We start from the raw sequence: 17,942 nt of genomic DNA, 5'->3' as shown, positions 1-17,942 counted from the left end.
ATTCTCCTAACTGTATGAATTTATGGTCTTGTTACAACAATTTCATTGCCAGCTCTAAAATCAGTACTTTGAATTTCGTAGGGCATGTTTAGGCGTGCAAAACATTCGGCATTACTTTCGTTGGTTGTGCCAGTAGTCGCTGGTTTAAAAGCAGTTTTCTTAAAGCAGTCTTCAATATCATTGGGGTTAATATTGCTGCTGGCATAAGCAGGAAGGATTGAGATGGCAGACAGACTGATGTTGATGGTCTTTTGAGTGGTGAGAACATCTTGGTTTAAAGTGGAGCCCACAACAAGAGAGTCCGCTCCTGTGTCTTGGCGTTTCATGTGTACTTGGGTGATGACCGCATTACGCCCTGATGAAAATCTAGATGCATCACAAAAGCCTGACGTGGTGCCAGCCAAATTGCTGGTGGTTCCGCTTGGTGATATCATAGATGCTTTGGCAGTACCAAACGTGTCTGCATCACCTGAATGATAACAAAAGACCAATTCGTTGGCGGCATTCACAGGTTCTAATAGGTAGTGATACATGCCCCCTGGAGAGAAGTTGGTTTGAATGTCTGTTGCATCCATGTCTTCAAATTTGGTTAGAGCTGCATCGTTATTGTTGATCAGTAAATTGCCCACCTGAGTGTTGGTCGCCAATCGTGAGCCAAATACACCTGAACGCATGGCGATTGTGCCTGCTATCGCAATCAATAACAGCACTACCAAGACAACAATCATGGCCGCACCTTGTTCGTTTTTCATTAAAATGTCTCCTTGTGATGAATTTATAAGTTATTCTAGCCCTTGGCTGTTGCGAATGGCGACCACCTGAGTGAGTGGCACGCGTAGATAGCGGTTGCTGGCATTGGCAAGTGTTACATCTTGTCCGGCGATGGTAAAGTCGGTGCGGTTAATATTTCTATCACCATGTACTGAGTTGCTAGAACGCATGACAACACCCACCTCAAGTGAGACGACGGTAGTACCTGTGGGAGTATTGATATACTCAGATAGGGTTTGATAACGAAGAGTATCATCAGCACGATTAGCAGGTGTGCCACTCAAATTTCTGACACCAAAACTGACTTTAAAGCTTTCAGCATCAGGAATTAAGACGATGGCGCCATTGCCCATGGGGCGCATTTGAGTGGTATTTGGTGCTGTTTCCACATTGCCTGCGGCATCACACCACAGTCCATAGCGAACATCGCCACCATCTTGTTGGCTATTTGGTAGTCTATCAATATAGTAACGTTGCACTGCAAATGTATCAGCAGGGACTGTTTCACCTTCGCAGTTGGTCATGGGCTGACGCGCTTTGTATTGTATGGTAAGCTGGTCGCTAGGTTCATTCATAGAGCCGTTATTGGTAGAGACACGAGTTACTTGATTGTTAATTGGTATGTTTGTCTGATTAACATCAAATATTACCCCTGAACCACTTTGAGTGGTGGAAATATAAGCGGATGATGTGTCTAGGTTGGCATGACGTAAATCATAGGTCAGTGTAGTCAGTCCAAAGATGGCATTTTGTTGAATTTCACCCATACCGCCCTGAATCGCCAAAGAGCGCTGACTGCTTAAAAAAATCATGAGTGCTGCTGCTGAGATGAGTAGCCCGAGCGTGATGGCAATCATGAGCTCAATTAAAGTAAAGCCTTTTTGTGAAGCATTATTTAGCATAACTAAAACTCTCCATAAAGGTGCATTGGGCGTTTGTTCTATATACGTTGTTGTCATCAGTGCAATCGGTAGCACCATTACCAATGGTGGGTGTGGTATCTCCCCAAGCAACATAGATGCAATGACGCTGGGCAGTTGCGTTAGGACAGCGATGTATGGCAATGGACATGGCAAAGTTTTCAGCGTTACGTTGGACTTGGTCAAAATCAAATATTGCTAAGTTCTCAGGAGTGCAGTTGGTGGTGCGACAGTTGGTAGAAGGAGTCCCCCCTGTATAAGTACCTGTTGTTTGAAACCGTCTCATGCCTTCACGATTGACACGCATACGCTCATGTAGGTCGCGGGCAAATTCTACCGCACGAGTTTGGTTGTCCGCTTCTAAGCTGACGTTGGTTGCTCTGACTTGCATGGCAGCATAACCAAGCACCGCTATGGCAAGGAGCATGAGTGCAACCATCACTTCTAATAAACCGACACCTTGTTGATTTTTTATAAACATGGACATTCCTATGGACAGGTGATTGTATTATTATGTACTTTGGTTGAGCCATTTCTGTCTAAGATGATGACTTGACCTACCGCAGCATTGTTTTGATGAGTGATGATGTAGCATGCTTCGCCAGTCATGTCAGTTTGTCCCAGTAAATTATAGTTAAAGCTGTTGGTGGGGCTGATACTAACACGGTCGGAATTTGGCGACCATTCGGCACCGTTGTCTCCTATGTTGGTGCTACCCCCTGATGTGCCTGCGATGATATTGACAGGATATTTAGAATGTCTGAGCAATACCGCTTGACCCCGAGATTCCTGTAAAAAGCTGACGAAAGAACGACTTTGCTCTGCCACCTGACTTCTTTGAATAAAACGAATCATGGATGGGGTTGCTAAGGTGGCGATGATGGCAATCAATGTAACAACAACCATCAGCTCAATCAACGTAAAACCCTTGCTGTATTTCATGGGCGTATCTCTAAATCATGTCTTAATTTTTATGAAATTTAATATCTTAATAAAATCATCACAAATAATCTAAGCTTTTATGACAAAGGCAGATTTGTGTGATATAAATGGTTAAACTGTCATTTTAACAAGCAATTTTGCTTAAATTGGGTTTGGTAAAATCTGCAAAAATCAATCCATGTTCAGGCTTTGTTTTTAACACAACAAAACAAAACATCTACAAATCATAGTGAACAAATATTAAACCAATGAATCTTATTTGATTTCAATGAGTTAGTGTGGTTATTATAACTTGTTTTTTGGGGTGGTTTATGCGTGATTTTTGTATGCTTAATTGTGAAATTTTGTATCTAAGTCTTTGAATTATCAGCTTTGTTTAATAATTGTTCATTTTTGGGCATGGCAATTGAGAAAGCATGGCGATAAATGATGGTGAGTATTATTCTTATTATTAAATTTGCTTTATTGGACAGGCAATCGACAGAAACTGGCAACTTTGTATCTGCATTTAAATTTATTTGTTATTTTTATGTAAAAAAAACTGACATTTTTTCGGATTTGTCTTATAAATATAACAGGGCAAATGCTTAAAATTGTTTGCTATTTTAGTATTTGTGAAAATAAATATCATTTGGGCATATTTTTTGCTTTATTTTACTAACCCAATATGTTTTGTAAAACACCAAATATGCCTGATGAATTTACTAATTGTTTTTGGAGAAAAAACATGAAACTTTTAAAATTAACCGCCGTACTGGCAGCGACTGCGATTTCTAGCACCGCCATGGCAAATATGGTTACCAATGCAGGAAATGCCGTAGTTAGTGGCATTACCACCACAGGTAAGACTGCTTTTGACAGCACCAAAACAGTTGTCAAGACATTTAGTAAGCCTGCTTCTATCAGTGCTGAGATTGGCACGTTTGGCTATGGTGCAAATATTGCATGGTCAGCCAATGAAACCGCCGAAGTGGTTGCAGGTTGGACGGGCGGTAGCTTTGACGCTGAGGCTGACATTGGTGGTAACGACTCTATCATCAACTGGAAAAAAGTTTTGGGCGATGAGTACAAAGATTATAGTGGCACATTAAAGCTAGATGCGGATTTTAGCAACCCCTATGTGGGCGTAAAAGCTCGTCCATTTGCCAACCGTTTTACAGTCAGCACAGGCATGATTTTTACAGATAATAGCTTTGATGCGACTTTAAGACCCCATGCTGACAACACCAGTAGTGTAAAAATTGATGGCGATAAATATGATGTAACAGGCGATATTGTTGTTAAAGCTGAGTCAGGCAGAAAAGTATCTCCTTATTTGACCGTTGGTTTTAAGCCTAATAGCGACAGACGTTTTGGTATGTTTGGCGAGATTGGGGCAGCTTATACTGGTAAATGGAAAACTGGTGTGCAAGTAAATGGCGATGTAACCAAGATTGACGGTAGTGGTGCAGCAGTTCCTGTAACTAATGATGAGTTAGCTGGACGTCTCCAAGATAAAATCAGTAATGATAATCCTGAGTGGTATCCCATTGTTAAACTTGGTGCGACCATGCGTTTTTAAGTTGCCCAACCAAAAAAAGCAATCCTTTGGGGTTGCTTTTTTGTGGTTTTTAACATGGCTAATAAACCAAGCTAAGACGTACCAAAGCACGTCTTTTTTGGGCGGTTTATTGGCGGCTAAATTTAGTAGCTAAGCTCAGCACGGCGGTTTTTTGACCATGCTGCTTCGTTTGAGCCTGTGGCAGCAGGCTGTTCTTCACCAAAGCTGATAATCTCTATATTGGCGGTGTTTACGCCTTTGCCAGCAAGATAACTACGCACGGCAGCAGCACGACGTTCACCTAGCGACATATTATACTCACGCGTGCCACGTTCATCGGTATGACCTGCTACTTGTACTCTTGCCCCTTGATTTGAGTTTAAAAACTGGGCTTGCTGGTCTAAAATACGAGCAGCTTCTGGCTTGATGGCATCTGAATCAAAATCAAAATACACCACGCCTTGAATGTTGCGAGCAGCGTTACGAATGGCATCTGAGTTATTTACCAAAGGACCGCCATAGTAGCCACCCATATTGCCACCATGACCAACACCTAGTGGGGCAACCATGACCTGAGATTTTTTGTTTTTGCTGGCACAGCCTGTTAGTGCAAGTGTGCTGGTGGCAAGAATGATGGTGATGAACTTGCCAAGTTGAGACATACGCATAAAAGCTCCTATCATGTCTTTATTGTAAAAAATTTTAAAACATCACGATAAATTTGGTAAAAATTAACCAAATGTGAGAAATTGTCATGAGATTGAATTTAGGTGCTATGATGACAAAGTTAGCCATTTTTTACAAGGCATTTGGGGTGTTTTTTTTGGCATTTGAGCGGAAAAAAGGTGGATTGATGGTGATTTTGGGGTGATTTTTTGGTAGTATGTTGGCAAATTGTAAAAAGAGAATGACATGACTGCCCCACAAAAAATCTATTTAAACGACTATACGCCACCTAGCTACTGCGTAAAATCTGTGTCTTTGGACATTCGTTTGTATGATGACCATGCCATTGTAGATAGCGTGCTTGATATGGTGCGTGAGCATGATGGCAAGCTTGTGTTGCTTGGACGTGAGCTTGATTTGCTTCAAATCTCGGTCAATGGTGCAACTTTATCAAACGATGATTATATTTTAGATGATGAAAGTTTGACCATCAAAAACGCCCCAAATCATGCCAACATTAAATTATCAGTCAAAATCACCCCCCAAACCAACACCGCATTAGAAGGCTTGTATCAATCAGGCACTGGTGATGAGATGATGTTTGTTACCCAGTGTGAGCCAGAAGGGTTTCGTAAAATTACTTTTTTTCCTGACCGCCCTGATGTGTTGAGTGAATACACCACAAGAATAGAAGCTCCCAAGCACTTTCCTGTCTTGCTTGCTAATGGCAATTTGATAGAAAAAGGTGAGCTTGATGACGACAGACATTTTGCCATTTGGCATGACCCTACTAAAAAACCCAGCTATCTGTTTGCTTGTGTGGTGGCGGATTTGGCAGTTTTAACTGACCATTACACCACGATACAAGGGCGAGAGGTGCTCTTGGAAATCTATGCGGTGCGTGCTGATATTGATAAATGCCATGTCGCCATGACCGCTCTAAAAGATGCGATGACATGGGACGAGGTGCATTATGGGCGAGCTTATGACCTTGACCGCTATATGATAGTTGCCACGGGGCAGTTTAATATGGGAGCAATGGAAAACAAAGGCTTAAATATTTTTAATACATCTTGTGTGCTATCCACACCAAAAAACACCACAGATGAGCGAAGTTTTCAAGTAAAATCGGTGATTGCTCACGAATACTTTCATAATTGGACGGGCAACCGCATTACCTGTCGTGATTGGTTTCAGCTTTGCCTAAAAGAAGGATTGACCGTATTTAGAGACCAAAGTTTTTCGGCATCTCATCGCTCATCTGCGGTGCAACGGATTGAAGATGTGGCATTTTTAAAAGCACATCAGTTTACCGAAGATGCAGGCGTGTTGGCTCACCCTGTGCGTCCTGATAGCTTTGTGGAGATTAACAATTTTTATACCGTAACCATTTATGAAAAAGGGGCAGAGATTGTGCGCATGATTGCCACTTTGCTCGGTCAAGACAAATTTCGTCAAGGCATGGACGAATATTTTCGCCGTTATGATGGCAAAGCGGTAACCATTGAAGATTTCTTATCAGCGATGAGCGTTGGCGATGAGCGTGTGCTGGACTTTTTGGCGTGGTACACCCAAGCAGGTACGCCCGTGGTATCAGGTCGTGTTGAGATGGCAGGCGATATGGTCAAATTACACTTTACTCAGCAAACTCGCCATGTATCAGGCTATGATGCCCCAAAAGCTTTACCAATACCGATAGACGTGGCGATTTTTCATGGACAAAGTGGCAAGCTACTTGCTCAAAAATTGTTGCTACTGACCACCGACAGCCAAAGTTTTAAGTTTGATGATTTGCCACTTGGTGGGGTGCGTCCTGTGGTGTCGGTGCTTCGTAACTTTTCTGCCCCTGTGAAATTGGAGTTTGAGTACTCTGATGAAGATTTGGTAAAAATCGTCCAATTTGAACATGAAGGCTTTAATCAATGGCAAGCCATACAAACGCTTGTCGGACGATTGATTTTTGGCAAATCAGATAACATCAAACTACTGACGGACACCCTAAAAGTCATCGTGCCTACACTCATACACAAAGACCCCATGCTGACTGCCAGACTGTTTGACATACCTAGCGAAAGTGAGATTGCTGGTGGCTATGAGCGTGATTATGACCCTGATGACGTCAAAAAAACCCGCACCGCCTTAAAATCCGCCATCGCTTGTGCCCTAAGTGAGCAACTGTTGGCGTGGTATGATGACTTGCCAATGGTGCCTTATGAAGATACACCTGACGCTCGTGGTGTGCGATTGCTTCGCAATGTGTTTTTAAACTTAGCATTAACCGCAGGGCTTGATATGGCACAACGTGCCAAACATCAATACACAAATGCCAGTTGTATGAGTGAACAGCTTGGGGCATTATCAGCAATGGTTGAATTTGAGCTGTCTTGTGTTGATGAGTTTGTGCAAAGATTTTATGATGAATTTGTTGGTGATGAGTTGGTGATAGATATGTGGTTTAGTGTGCAAACTGGTGCAAGTAGTGCAGATGTCGCAAAAATCGGCTCTTTGATGGCACGTGCTGATTATGATTGGCACACGCCAAACCGTGTGCGTACGACGCTGGGGGGACTTGCCAACAAACCTGCTCAGCTTTGGACAAAAGATGGCTTGGCATTGTTTACTTCTGCCATTGCTCGTCTTGATGGCACAAATCCAGTACTGGCTTCACGTCTTTTGTCGTCCTTGGCTCGGTTTCATACTTTGGTTGATGACAAGCAAGAGATGGCAAGACAAAGTTTGTTGGCACTGCAACCCAAAGTTAGCTCAAAAAATGTGCTTGAATTTTTAAACAATATGCTTGGGGATACTCATGAATAAGCCTGCCTTTGTGTGGTTTGAGTTTGATAATGAGACAGTGCTATTGTGGCAAAGTCTAAATCAGCCCAAAGTGCAAAAAACTTTTGCCTATCAAGCCAAGCTCAGACAGCTTATTCATGACCACATTTCACAAAATGGCAACTGGCAAGCCACGCTTGACAGCTTAAAAGTGCTTGATGTGTTTTTATCGGCGGTCAAGTCCGACCTTGCAGGCAGAAACATCAAAGAGCATGAACTGGTGGCTCATCCTGAGTTTGTTAAGCTTTTGATGGTGCTATGTTACCATGTTCATCAGGTGCTATCTGCTCATATATCCCAAACCATGAGCGATGTCGCTGTGGAGTGTTATACTAATGCTGTCTTTGGGCGGACTTATGCTGGTGCGATGGGTAAGAAGACAGGCGGATTGAGCGAAACTGAACTGCCCGTGTTTTATCAAGGTTTGGCTTTTTTGATAAAAGCGGACAATGCCTTTGGGGTGAGTGTGGCACAAAGCTTTTTTGTGCTGTCAGTCATTGGGGCAAGGTTGTTTGGTTCGGTGGAGCGAGTTTTTTATGGTCTGGATACACAAGGTCTGCCAACACGTTTGGCAGAAGACAGTTTGTATTGGGCGGTGCATGATTGTATAGAACAAATGACCACGCTGCACGATGACCAAGCCAAAGAGCTGTTTGCTGCGCCAGTAAAGCCTGCTGATGTGATGAACACGAATGTCATGACAGATGTGGCAGAGCCGATATCCGCCCCAATGCCCAGCCAGACTGGGACTGGTACACCCCAAACACCGCCACCCCAACAACCCCCAAGCCCTAAGCCAAGCCAAGCCCCCATGCCATCAGCACGCAAACAAAAAGCTCGGGCTTCTCACACGCCAAAGCTGTTTGATGAAGTATATCAGGATTTAAAACAGCTCACTTTGCCAAGCGATTCTGATGAACGCTACCAAAAAGCGGTGATGATTTTGGATAAATTTGATGCTCATATTGATGGTGAGCTTGCCAAAGGTAAAGCATTGGCGGACATCAGTTTTAGCCAAAAAGCAGTGCAGGCTCGCAATCAAGCCCTACAACTTTTAAGCCAAGCGGTCAAAGCAGGCAACCCATCGGCGATGACTCGTTTGGCGGTGTATTTGTTTGAAGGTCGGGGCGTGCCTGCCAATACTGCTGCGGCGACCAATCTTATCAAAAAAAGTGCTGAAATGGGTGATTTTCGGGCATCTAAGCTACTTAGCCGCTTGTATTATCAAGGCTTTGATGTAGAGAATGGCGGTGTTGCCATGAGTGTAGAGATGGGGGAGTATTGGCTTGATAAGGCAGCTGATGGCGGACACCCAGAAGCCAAAAAAGTGCGTGCTTATATGAGACAGATAGAAGCTTTAAAGAGCGACCGCCAAACAGAAATGATGTCTGATAAACGCTATTTGATGTGGGGAGCGGTGCTTGGTGTGGGGCTGTTGTTGATTGTGGTCATGCTTGGGGCGTTTTTTTGATGGTCATTCGTCCGCCTTGGTATTATCATCTTGCCATCATGATGACTCGCCCTGTCTATTGGGGTATTTTGGCACATAAAAAAGACAAATTGCCCTATTATGAGCGTGAAATGGCGGAGCGTTTTGGTCATCATTATTTGCCCTTAGCCAAATCGGATAAAGGCGTGATTTGGTGTCATGCGGTGTCATTGGGTGAGCTAAATACCGCTTATCCTTTATTAAAACTGCTGTTAGATGATGACTATCATTTGTGGATAACCAGCACCACACAAACAGGCTTTGCTCGTGCTAAGACGCTTTTTACTGACAGGTTGGGTAAAACGGTGCAACACAGCTTTGTGCCAGTGGACGATGTGGCGGTGTTACAACGGTTTTTGTCGCACGTTCGACCTGTGATGGCGGTGTTTGTGGAGACAGAGCTTTGGGCAAATATGCTGTACTTACTTGCAAGTAAGGGCATCACCAGTGTTATGGCAAATGCTCGCCTGACTGACAACTCTTTTGATGGTTATCGTAAGTTTGCCAGATTAAGCCAAAGTATGATGGCAAATTTGTCGCTCATCATCGCCCAAGACGCTCAAAGTCATGCCAATTTTATCGCACTTGGGGCGGATAATGATAAGGTGAAATTGGCACATTCTTTAAAATGGAGCAGTGCAACCAATCAGCCATTTTTGCATAAAACCACTTTGGGTCATCGCCCTGTGTGGGTTATGGCAAGCACGCATGATGGCGAAGAGTCGCTTGCTTTGGCGGTACATCAACGACTGCTGACACATTTGCCAAATGCTTTGCTGATTCTTGTACCACGCCACCCTGAGCGATTTGATGACGTGGCAAAGCTGTGCCAAGATTTTATTTATCACAGACGAAGCCAAACCGACATACAAGATAGCACGCAAGTGTATTTGGCAGACAGCATGGGCGAGCTGATGGCGTGGTATGGGTTGTGTGATGTGGCGGTGGTGGGTGGGTCATTTGTGGATAAAGGCGGACACAATCCCATTGAGCCTGCTCGTGTTGCCAAGCCCATCATCATGGGGCGATATGTCAAAAATTGTGCCGAAATCGTGGCGGATTTGGTGGGCGTGCAGGCATTGGTGCAGGTGCAAAGTGATGATGAATCTGAGTTATTTGATGTCTTAAAGTTTTGGCTAGATGACCCAAATTCTGCCAAAAACGCAGGCGAGCAAGGCAAACAGCTTGCCGATGAACGCAGGCAAGCAGACAAACAGCAATTTGCCATGATGCACGCCTTATTAACCAAACAAGCCAGTCAATAACATGAACACCATACTTTTGCCCAAAAGTGCTTTTGCTGACCATTTTGCCATCATCACAGACCCCGCCCAACTCAATCATATTCGTACTGTATTAAAGGCGCGCATTGGTGATACCTTAAAAATCGCTGAATTTGGTGGGTATTTGGGTGTAGGAAAAATTGAGCAGCTCACTGATGAAAAGTGTGTGTTAACTGATGTTTGCTTGAACACACCACCACCGCCCAAACTGGGCTTGACTGTGATATTGGCTCTGCCACGCCCTAAGGTGCTTAGGCGACTGGTGATGGACATGACGGCTTTTGGTGTGGATAACATTGTACTGCTAAACAGCGTGCGTACTGATAAAAGCTATTGGGGGTCGCCACTGTTGGCTCGCCTTGATGAGTTTGTACAAGAAGGATTACAGCAGGGCGTGGATACCATCGCTCCTAAGATTGTCTTTGCCAAACGTTTTAAGCCTTTTGTTCAAGATGAACTGCCATCGCTTATGCAAAACAAAACCGCCCTTGTGTTTCACCCTTATGCTGATGATAATTTTGGTGAATTTATGGTTCAAAACCCTTTGCCAGACATCATCATCATTGGAGCAGAAGGGGGTTTTGTGCCTTATGAGATTGATTTGTTAAAGAGCGTGGGCGTACAAGCGGTAACTTTTGGCACACGCATTTTAAGAACAGAAACTGCGGTCAATGCCGTGCTTGGGCGGTGGATTTAGTCCATCCATACAAGGCTTTTGGTGGTATTTTGCACATCTAGGCGATACAGTGCGGTGTTGTGCATGGGTAGGCTGGTCTGATATTGCCGAAATCGGCGAATGTCATCATGATGACGTATGGGCAAATTCATCAGCCGATAGCCAAAAAGCCCAAGCCAAATCCCATGCCCAAAAAACAGCGTATTATCATCAAACTGATGAATCTGACTGATAAAGCTGTCCACTCTGTCCAAAAACTCCCTAAAACTGTCTGCACCAATCCCATCTTTATGGTCAAGCTCTGCCATCTGCCACCAATGGGCATTCATTTGACGGCGTGCGTCTGTGCTGATGTCTTTGATGTGTTCAAACGCAAGCGTATTTAGCTCGTTTAGTAGCCCAAGCGGACGTGCTTGTATGTCATAATGGGTACAAAAGGGCAAGGCGGTTTGTTTGGTGCGACACATATCAGAGTGATAGATGCTGCTTGGGCTAATGCCAAGAGTCTGCCACTGTTTTAGGCGGTGTAAGGCTTGCTGATGTCCCTTATCGGTCAAAGGTATGTCAGCATTGGGCAGGGGAGCACCGCCTGCATTGGCAAGACTTTCGCCATGACGAATAAAATAAAGCGATGTCTTAGTCATCTTTATGGGCTAAAACTTGTGCTTTGAGTGTTTGGTAGTCTGATTTGGACAGTCTTGCCCCAAACTGGCTCACCACACGGCTTGCCACACTGCCTGCTAATGCCACGCATGAGCCATCATCAAGCCCCAAAGACCAACCATACAAAAACGCCCCTGCAAAGTTATCGCCTGCCCCATTGGTGTCTATCACATTGGCAGATGGTACGGGGTATTGGCAAATATCGCCATCTTTTTTGCCGATGGTGGTCGGATTGGCACCATTGGTAACCACCGCAAGACTGGTGTGCTGTAATAGGGCTTCTACGGCTTTGTTGTCATTGTCTGTATTGGCAAAAAGTTTGGCTTCGTCCATGTTGCAAAATATCATGTCCACACCATCTTTTAGCCATGCAATCACCCCATCTTTGGCAAATTTGATGACCGCAGGGTCGGCAAAGCTTACGGCTATTTTGACCCCTTGGGCTTTGGCGGTTTGGCAAAGTTTGGATATGGCAAATTGGGCGTTTGGCGACATGGCAAGATAGCCTTCTAAGTACAGCACTTTTGCTCCCTTTAAACTGTCAAAATCCACATTGCTGTCATCAATCTCGCTACTGACTGCCAAATTGGTTTGCATGGTGCGTTCGCCATCATCGGTTACAAGCACCACACATGAGCCTGTTGTGCCTTTTACTTGGGATTTTGTGCCGTTTATCGCCACACCCATGTTTGCCATGTCGGACAGATAAAACTCACCAAAGCCATCATCTCCCACTCGGCAATGATAAAACGCCTGCCCACCCAAGGCTGCAAAGCACGCCACCGTGTTACCTGCTGAGCCACCACCTGCTTGTTTGCTTGGAGTTAAGCCGTGATGCTCCAATACATCAAATAAGACAGATTGTGTTTGTGAGTCGGCAAGGGTCATGTTGCCCTTAGCAAGCGTGGTCTGGGTGAGTATGTCATCGGTGAGTTTAAATTCGGTGTCCACTAAGGCATTGCCAATGGCGACAAGGTCATACATGAGCTTTTCCAAGATAAAAGCGTTATTATAACAAAGTTTTTGATGTTTAAAATGAATAAAACCAAGATAAAGATGAATTTATTTCATAAATTTTTTGGGTTAATGACGATGTTTTTTTAAAATCAATTTGTTAATTTTTATGATTTTTTCAAAGATAAAAATGTTTATCATCATTCCCAAAATCATCAAAATTTGCTAAAATTAACTAATTTGTTTTTTACTGTTAAATCATCAGGACACGCCATGCACACCACCATTGCCACTCGCCTAAATCACTCCATGTCTTTGCCCCAACTTAATAATGACGGTACTATCCGTCATTTTTTGGGTGTGGAAGGGCTAAATCGCACTCAGCTTGAAAACATCATTGACAAGGCGATGGGCTATTTTGATAAAGAAGGGCGACTGATTAACACCGATGAGTTGGTTGGCAAAACGGTGATGAATTTGTTTTTTGAAAACTCTACTCGCACTCGCACCACCTTTGAAGCGGCTCAAAAACGCCTTGGGGCAAACGTGCTAAACTTAGACATTGCCCGTTCTAGCACCAATAAAGGCGAGACTTTGCGTGATACGCTGTGGAATTTAGAAGCGATGAGTGCTGATATGTTTGTGGTGCGTCATAGTGCCAGTGGGGCAGCTCACTTTATGGCAAGCCATGTTACACCAAATGTTGCCATCATCAATGGCGGTGATGGCTGGCACGCTCACCCCACCCAAGCCATGCTAGATATGCTGACCATTCACAGAGAGTTGTGTCTAAGGGATAATAAATCTTTTGATGAGCTATCAGTAGCGATTATTGGCGACATCAAACACAGCCGTGTGGCACGCTCAAACATCTCAGCATTGACGACTTTGGGTGTCAAAGACATTCGTGTCATCGCTCCCAAGACACTGTTACCCAAAGGCATTAGTCGTTATGGGGTGCGTGTGTTTGAAGACATTGATAAAGGCGTGGCTGATGTGGATGTGATTATCGGTTTGCGTATTCAAAATGAGCGAATTGGCTCACCGCTTTTACCGTCCACCAGCGAATATTTTAAAATGTATGGCATTACAGATAGCCGTGTGGCACTTGCCAAGCCCAACGCCCTAGTCATGCATCCGGGTCCCATGAACCGTGGCGTAGAAATCGCATCAAGCGTGGCGGATGGCGAGCAATCGGTGATTTTAAAACAGGTCAATAATGGCATCGCGGTGCGTATGGCGGTGATGGCACTGGCGATGCGTGGGCAGGGAAAATAAGATGGGCGTTGTCCAAGATTATTTGACTGGCTTGGAGCTGGCTTATGACAAGCACGGCGGTCAGGCGTTGTGGCAAGATTTTAAAAGTCGCATTCATGGAGCAAGTGCTGATGATATCGCCAAATTAACCGCCAAATTCCCACAAGTGCCAGCGTCTTTGGTGGAGTTGTTGGTGTTTGTGGGTACTACTTGATTTATGTTGGTTGTTTTATAGGAGAAATTGTGATGTTAAAAAAACTGATAATATTTACATTCGCCCTTGTCATATCTGCTGCTGCATGGGCAACCGATATAACTGTCTTGACCCAAAAAGCTAATCAGGGTGATGCAGATGCACAATTTAATCTTGCTCGGATTTATGGAAAAGGTTTAGGCGTACCCCAAGACCACCAAAAAGCTCACGAATGGTACACCAAAGCTGCTAATCAAGGTCATGCAAAAGCACAAAACAACCTTGGTGTGATGTATGAAAAAGGTCAAGGCGTTCCCCAAGACGATAAGCAAGCGTTTCAATGGTATATTAAATCTGCCAATCAAGGAGATGAAAAAGCACAATTTAACCTTGGTGTGATGTATAGACAAGGTTTAGGTGTACCCCAAGACGATAAGCAAGCAGTTGAATGGTACACCAAATCTGCCAGCCAAGGTGATGCAGATGCACAATTTAATCTTGCTCTGATGTATGAAAAGGGGCTGGGTGTGAATAAAGATAGCAAGCAAGCCAAGCATTATTATGGGCAGGCTTGTAAAAAAGGCGTTGAAAAAGCGTGCAAATTGACATAAATGTGATTAGGACAGCAATATGAAAAACCTACTCCCCCCCACTTGGCAACAGCCCCAATTTGATGATAAGTTAAGCGATATCAATACTGATGGTAAATGGCTGATACCGCCCATCGTGGATTTGTGCGGTCGTTTGCGTGAGCCGGGTCATCAGTCGCATGGCACGCTAGCAAGTGAAGGACGAGCGGCACGCCAAAATGGCATTTTGCATGTGGTGTTGCCCCCTGATACCAATCCTGTGCTAGAAAACGGCTCACTATTAAAAGGCTTGCGTGAAAAAGCGTGGGCGGATGGTGGCATTCATCTGCATATTATTGGTGCATTGACCCAAGGGCTACAAGGCAAACAGCCTGCCAATTTAGCAGGACTTAAACAAGGCGGAGCGATTGCGGTGAGTAACGTGGCGGCTGGCTTTGACAATGATTTGGTGATGCTGCGTACCCTAGAATACGCCGCAACCTTTGGGCTAAAAGTGTTTTTTTATCCTGATGAACCGAGTCTATCAAAAGGCGGTGTGGCACATGATGGTTATATTGCGTCTTTTCATGGCTTGCAGGGGATTCCTTGGCTTGCTGAGACCATCGCTTTATCCAAGCAAATTTTGATGGTGGAAGAAACAGGCATATCAGCACATTTTAGTCAGATTACTTGTCGCACGTCTGTGGAGCTGATTGCTTGGGCAAAACAAAAGGGCTTACCGATTACTTGCGATGTCGCCATGCATCAGCTTCATCTGACCGATGATGACATAGAAGGCTACAACGTCAATGCCTATGTATTGCCACCGCTACGCTCCAACACCGACCAACAAGCCTTAATCAAGGGTCTACAAGACGGTACGATTGATGCCATTTGTAGTCATCACGAGCCACTGTCGTCCAGCTCAAAACAAGCCCCCTTTGCTGAAAGCAGTGCAGGGATTAGCAATTTTGATACTTTTGTGTCATTGGGCTGTAAATTGGTGGCAGATGGCGTTTTAACCGTTGAGCAGTTGGTTGAAAAAGTGTGTCTCAATCCTGCCAAAATCGCAAGCATAACTGACTATGAAAAAATCGGTGGGGCGGTGCTGATTGACCCAAATCATACTTGGACAGTCAATAAAGACACCATACTATCAGCCGGCAAAAACACGCCGTTTATTGGTGAGACATTGACAGGTAAGGTAGAACAAGTATTTTTTAAATAAACCATCAGATTTTATTAAACCCAGCTTCGGTTGGGTTTTTTGTTGGACACATTTGGTAATATGATTGGTGGTATCATTAGTTTGGATAACAAGTAATTACTTTGTAAACAAATATGTATTTACGTCTTTTTTGATGACAGTATTGTTGCTGTTTGTGGTCAAGATAAATGCCATTTGCCATCATAGCAAGATAAGTCATTGATAAAAAATGCGTTATATCAAGACAGTTGTGGGGTAAATGTAACAAGACTGTTACGCTATGGGTTTGTGATGGGTGGGTATTTTGGGTATAATGAAATTTAGTTTTGGTTCTTATGATGAAGGAGTTTTCATGAACCCACATTTCTTCCCTGTCGTTAATCACTATCTGTCAAGTCCGATAGGCTCGGTGATTGGGGCAATTATCATCTTTTTATTGGGGTATTTTGCCGCACTTATTTTGGGTTCATTTACCAAAAAAGCATTAACCAACATGAACCTAAACCAAAAAATGAGCCATCAAACAGGCAAAAATTATGACTTACAAAGTCTGCTTGGTAAGATTGTGTTTTGGTTTGTTTTTATCATTGCGGTGTCTGCTGCTTTAAATCAGCTCAATCTTAACGCCATTTCAACGCCTTTTGCCAACATGATAAATCAAGTGCTACTTTTTGTGCCTAATTTATTGGCAGCAACGGCGGTGGCGGTGATTGGTTGGGTGGCAGCAATCGTGGCAAAAAATGCGACTTTGACCGCCTTGAATAAAACCAGCTTAGATGAAAAGCTTGCCAATGAAGCTTCTGTCAAGCCTATGAGTGGCACGATAAGTGATGTGGTATATTGGCTAATTTTGCTCGTGGTCTTGACGATGGTGTTGGGTCGGCTTGGTCTGACAGGACTGTTTGCACCACTTGCCAATATGATGGATAAGATTTTTGCCTTTGTGCCAAATCTGTTTATTGCCAGCGTGATTTTCTTTGTGGGCTTTGTGGTGGCAAAAGTGGTTAAAGGCATCGTTATCAGCTTGGTGGGTTCTTTAAATGTTCAAGCCCTTGCCACCAAAGCAGGCATCAGCGAAAAAAACAGCTTGCCAAACATTGCAGGCTCTTTGGTGTTTTTGCTGATTATCATTCCTTTTACCATTGCATCGCTTGATGCCTTAAAAATAGAAGCCATCAGCCGACCTGCCACCAATATGTTGGATAAAATTTTAACCACTTTGCCGAACATCTTTACGGCGGTGGCGATTTTGGTGGTAACATATTTTGTCGTGCGTATGGTGGCGGACATTGTCAAGGGACTGCTACAAAGCACCCAAATAGATGGTTTGCCTGCCAAATTAGGCGTACAAGATGCTTTGGGTAATCAAAGCGTATCAGGCTTGGTTCGCTGTGGCATCATCTTTTTTGCCATGTTGTTTGCGTCTGTGGCGGCGGCTGATGTTTTGGGCTTTGTACAAATCAGCGACATCGTAACAACCTTTATCCACTTTGGTGGTCAGATTGTCCTTGGGGCGGTCATTTTGGTGGTTGGTTTTTGGCTCTCTGGCGTGGTTTGTGGTGTGATTGAGCGTTCGGGGCAGAGCAAATGCATTGCTAACATTGTGCGTACGCTGATTATTGGGCTGGTGCTGGCGATGGGTCTAAAAGCGATGGGCATCGCTGATAGTATCGTAAACCTTGCTTTTGGTTTAACGCTTGGCTCGGTGGCGGTGGCGTTTGCCTTGGCATTTGGTTTGGGTGGGCGAGAAGCTGCCGCACGTTATTTGGCACGTCTGCAAGACAAACTAGAAGCCCAAAGCGACAACAAGGCTGTTTTGTCTGATGACAAATCAGAAAGCACAATCACTGATGTCGCCCAAAAAGCTGTGCTTGATAAAGATGACTTGGGCGATGTCAAGTAGTCTGTGATGTTGTCATCAGCCATAAAAAAGACAATCCAAATGGATTGTCTTTTTTGATGAGTGGGAAATATCTG

At 44.1% G+C, this 17,942-nt stretch carries 17 protein-coding genes; 10 read left to right on the top strand and 7 right to left on the bottom strand.

Annotated elements, in window-relative coordinates:
- Positions 1–20 precede the first annotated feature (20 nt).
- Genes CEW93_RS02415 through CEW93_RS02400 form a run of 4 tightly spaced genes read right to left on the bottom strand, consistent with a single transcriptional unit; the run spans position 21 to position 2,633 of the window.
- The gene (locus CEW93_RS02415; RefSeq protein ID WP_089539238.1) at positions 21–752 is read right to left on the bottom strand and encodes a hypothetical protein; all 732 of its coding nucleotides are present in this window, start codon (positions 750–752) and stop codon (positions 21–23) included.
- A 30-nt stretch (positions 753–782) separates the two neighbouring features.
- A complete protein-coding gene (locus CEW93_RS02410) occupies positions 783–1,673 on the bottom strand; it encodes a PilW family protein (RefSeq protein ID WP_186727875.1) in 891 nt (296 codons plus the stop codon).
- Positions 1,663–2,172 carry a type IV pilus modification protein PilV gene (pilV, locus tag CEW93_RS02405; RefSeq protein ID WP_186727874.1) on the bottom strand — a complete coding sequence of 170 codons (510 nt, stop codon included), beginning with the start codon at positions 2,170–2,172 and terminating at the stop codon, positions 1,663–1,665. The genes CEW93_RS02410 and pilV overlap by 11 nt, the downstream gene beginning before the upstream one ends.
- Positions 2,173–2,180: 8 nt before the next feature.
- The gene (locus CEW93_RS02400; RefSeq protein ID WP_089539235.1) at positions 2,181–2,633 is read right to left on the bottom strand and encodes a Tfp pilus assembly protein FimT/FimU; all 453 of its coding nucleotides are present in this window, start codon (positions 2,631–2,633) and stop codon (positions 2,181–2,183) included.
- A 727-nt stretch (positions 2,634–3,360) separates the two neighbouring features.
- Here CEW93_RS02400 and CEW93_RS02395 point away from each other — a divergent pair.
- On the top strand, positions 3,361–4,194 hold the full coding sequence (locus CEW93_RS02395) for a hypothetical protein (protein WP_089539234.1): 834 nt from the start codon (positions 3,361–3,363) through the stop codon (positions 4,192–4,194).
- Positions 4,195–4,316: 122 nt separating this feature from the next.
- On the opposite strand, the gene pal is transcribed toward CEW93_RS02395, so the two are convergent.
- Positions 4,317–4,835: a peptidoglycan-associated lipoprotein Pal gene (pal, locus tag CEW93_RS02390; RefSeq protein ID WP_255503914.1), complete on the bottom strand. Its 519-nt coding sequence runs from the start codon at positions 4,833–4,835 to the stop codon at positions 4,317–4,319.
- A 250-nt stretch (positions 4,836–5,085) separates the two neighbouring features.
- Between pal and pepN the strand changes: the two genes are divergently transcribed.
- The 4 genes from pepN to CEW93_RS02370 are packed head-to-tail and all read left to right on the top strand — an operon-like array spanning position 5,086 to position 11,143.
- Positions 5,086–7,656, top strand: coding sequence for an aminopeptidase N (gene pepN, locus CEW93_RS02385; RefSeq protein ID WP_089539232.1), 2,571 nt, complete (start codon positions 5,086–5,088; stop codon positions 7,654–7,656).
- On the top strand, positions 7,649–9,145 hold the full coding sequence (locus CEW93_RS02380) for a tetratricopeptide repeat protein (protein WP_089539231.1): 1,497 nt from the start codon (positions 7,649–7,651) through the stop codon (positions 9,143–9,145). Before pepN ends, CEW93_RS02380 begins: the two co-directional genes overlap by 8 nt.
- Positions 9,145–10,428: a 3-deoxy-D-manno-octulosonic acid transferase gene (locus CEW93_RS02375; RefSeq protein ID WP_089539230.1), complete on the top strand. Its 1,284-nt coding sequence runs from the start codon at positions 9,145–9,147 to the stop codon at positions 10,426–10,428. The genes CEW93_RS02380 and CEW93_RS02375 overlap by 1 nt, the downstream gene beginning before the upstream one ends.
- 1 nt (position 10,429) lies before the next feature.
- Positions 10,430–11,143: a 16S rRNA (uracil(1498)-N(3))-methyltransferase gene (locus CEW93_RS02370; protein WP_089539229.1), complete on the top strand. Its 714-nt coding sequence runs from the start codon at positions 10,430–10,432 to the stop codon at positions 11,141–11,143.
- Here CEW93_RS02370 and CEW93_RS02365 read toward each other — a convergent pair.
- Together CEW93_RS02365 and CEW93_RS02360 are read right to left on the bottom strand one after the other, a co-directional pair.
- Positions 11,140–11,766: a histidine phosphatase family protein gene (locus tag CEW93_RS02365; RefSeq protein WP_089539228.1), complete on the bottom strand. Its 627-nt coding sequence runs from the start codon at positions 11,764–11,766 to the stop codon at positions 11,140–11,142. The two genes, CEW93_RS02370 and CEW93_RS02365, sit on opposite strands and share 4 nt — an antisense overlap.
- On the bottom strand, positions 11,759–12,769 hold the full coding sequence (locus CEW93_RS02360; RefSeq protein WP_089539227.1) for an adenosine kinase: 1,011 nt from the start codon (positions 12,767–12,769) through the stop codon (positions 11,759–11,761). The genes CEW93_RS02365 and CEW93_RS02360 overlap by 8 nt, the downstream gene beginning before the upstream one ends.
- Positions 12,770–13,012: 243 nt before the next feature.
- Here CEW93_RS02360 and CEW93_RS02355 point away from each other — a divergent pair, with 243 nt between their 5' ends.
- The 5 genes from CEW93_RS02355 to CEW93_RS02335 all read left to right on the top strand — a co-directional run bounded on the left by CEW93_RS02355 (position 13,013) and on the right by CEW93_RS02335 (position 17,868).
- The gene (locus CEW93_RS02355; protein ID WP_089539226.1) at positions 13,013–14,017 is read left to right on the top strand and encodes an aspartate carbamoyltransferase catalytic subunit; all 1,005 of its coding nucleotides are present in this window, start codon (positions 13,013–13,015) and stop codon (positions 14,015–14,017) included.
- Between the two features lies 1 nt (position 14,018).
- Complete coding sequence (locus CEW93_RS02350) at positions 14,019–14,210, top strand: hypothetical protein (RefSeq protein WP_089539225.1); 192 nt, start codon at positions 14,019–14,021, stop codon at positions 14,208–14,210.
- Positions 14,211–14,242: 32 nt separating this feature from the next.
- Positions 14,243–14,800, top strand: a complete 558-nt coding sequence (locus tag CEW93_RS02345; protein ID WP_146416629.1) for a tetratricopeptide repeat protein — start codon at positions 14,243–14,245, stop codon at positions 14,798–14,800.
- Positions 14,801–14,819: 19 nt separating this feature from the next.
- A complete protein-coding gene (locus CEW93_RS02340; protein WP_089539754.1) occupies positions 14,820–15,986 on the top strand; it encodes a dihydroorotase in 1,167 nt (388 codons plus the stop codon).
- A gap of 331 nt (positions 15,987–16,317) precedes the next feature.
- The gene (locus tag CEW93_RS02335) at positions 16,318–17,868 is read left to right on the top strand and encodes a mechanosensitive ion channel (protein WP_089539756.1); all 1,551 of its coding nucleotides are present in this window, start codon (positions 16,318–16,320) and stop codon (positions 17,866–17,868) included.
- Positions 17,869–17,942: the final 74 nt, after the last annotated feature.

The organism is Moraxella sp. VT-16-12 (assembly GCF_002224245.2).
Classification (GTDB): domain Bacteria; phylum Pseudomonadota; class Gammaproteobacteria; order Pseudomonadales; family Moraxellaceae; genus Moraxella.
This window is presented reverse-complemented; position numbering and strand designations above follow the sequence as displayed.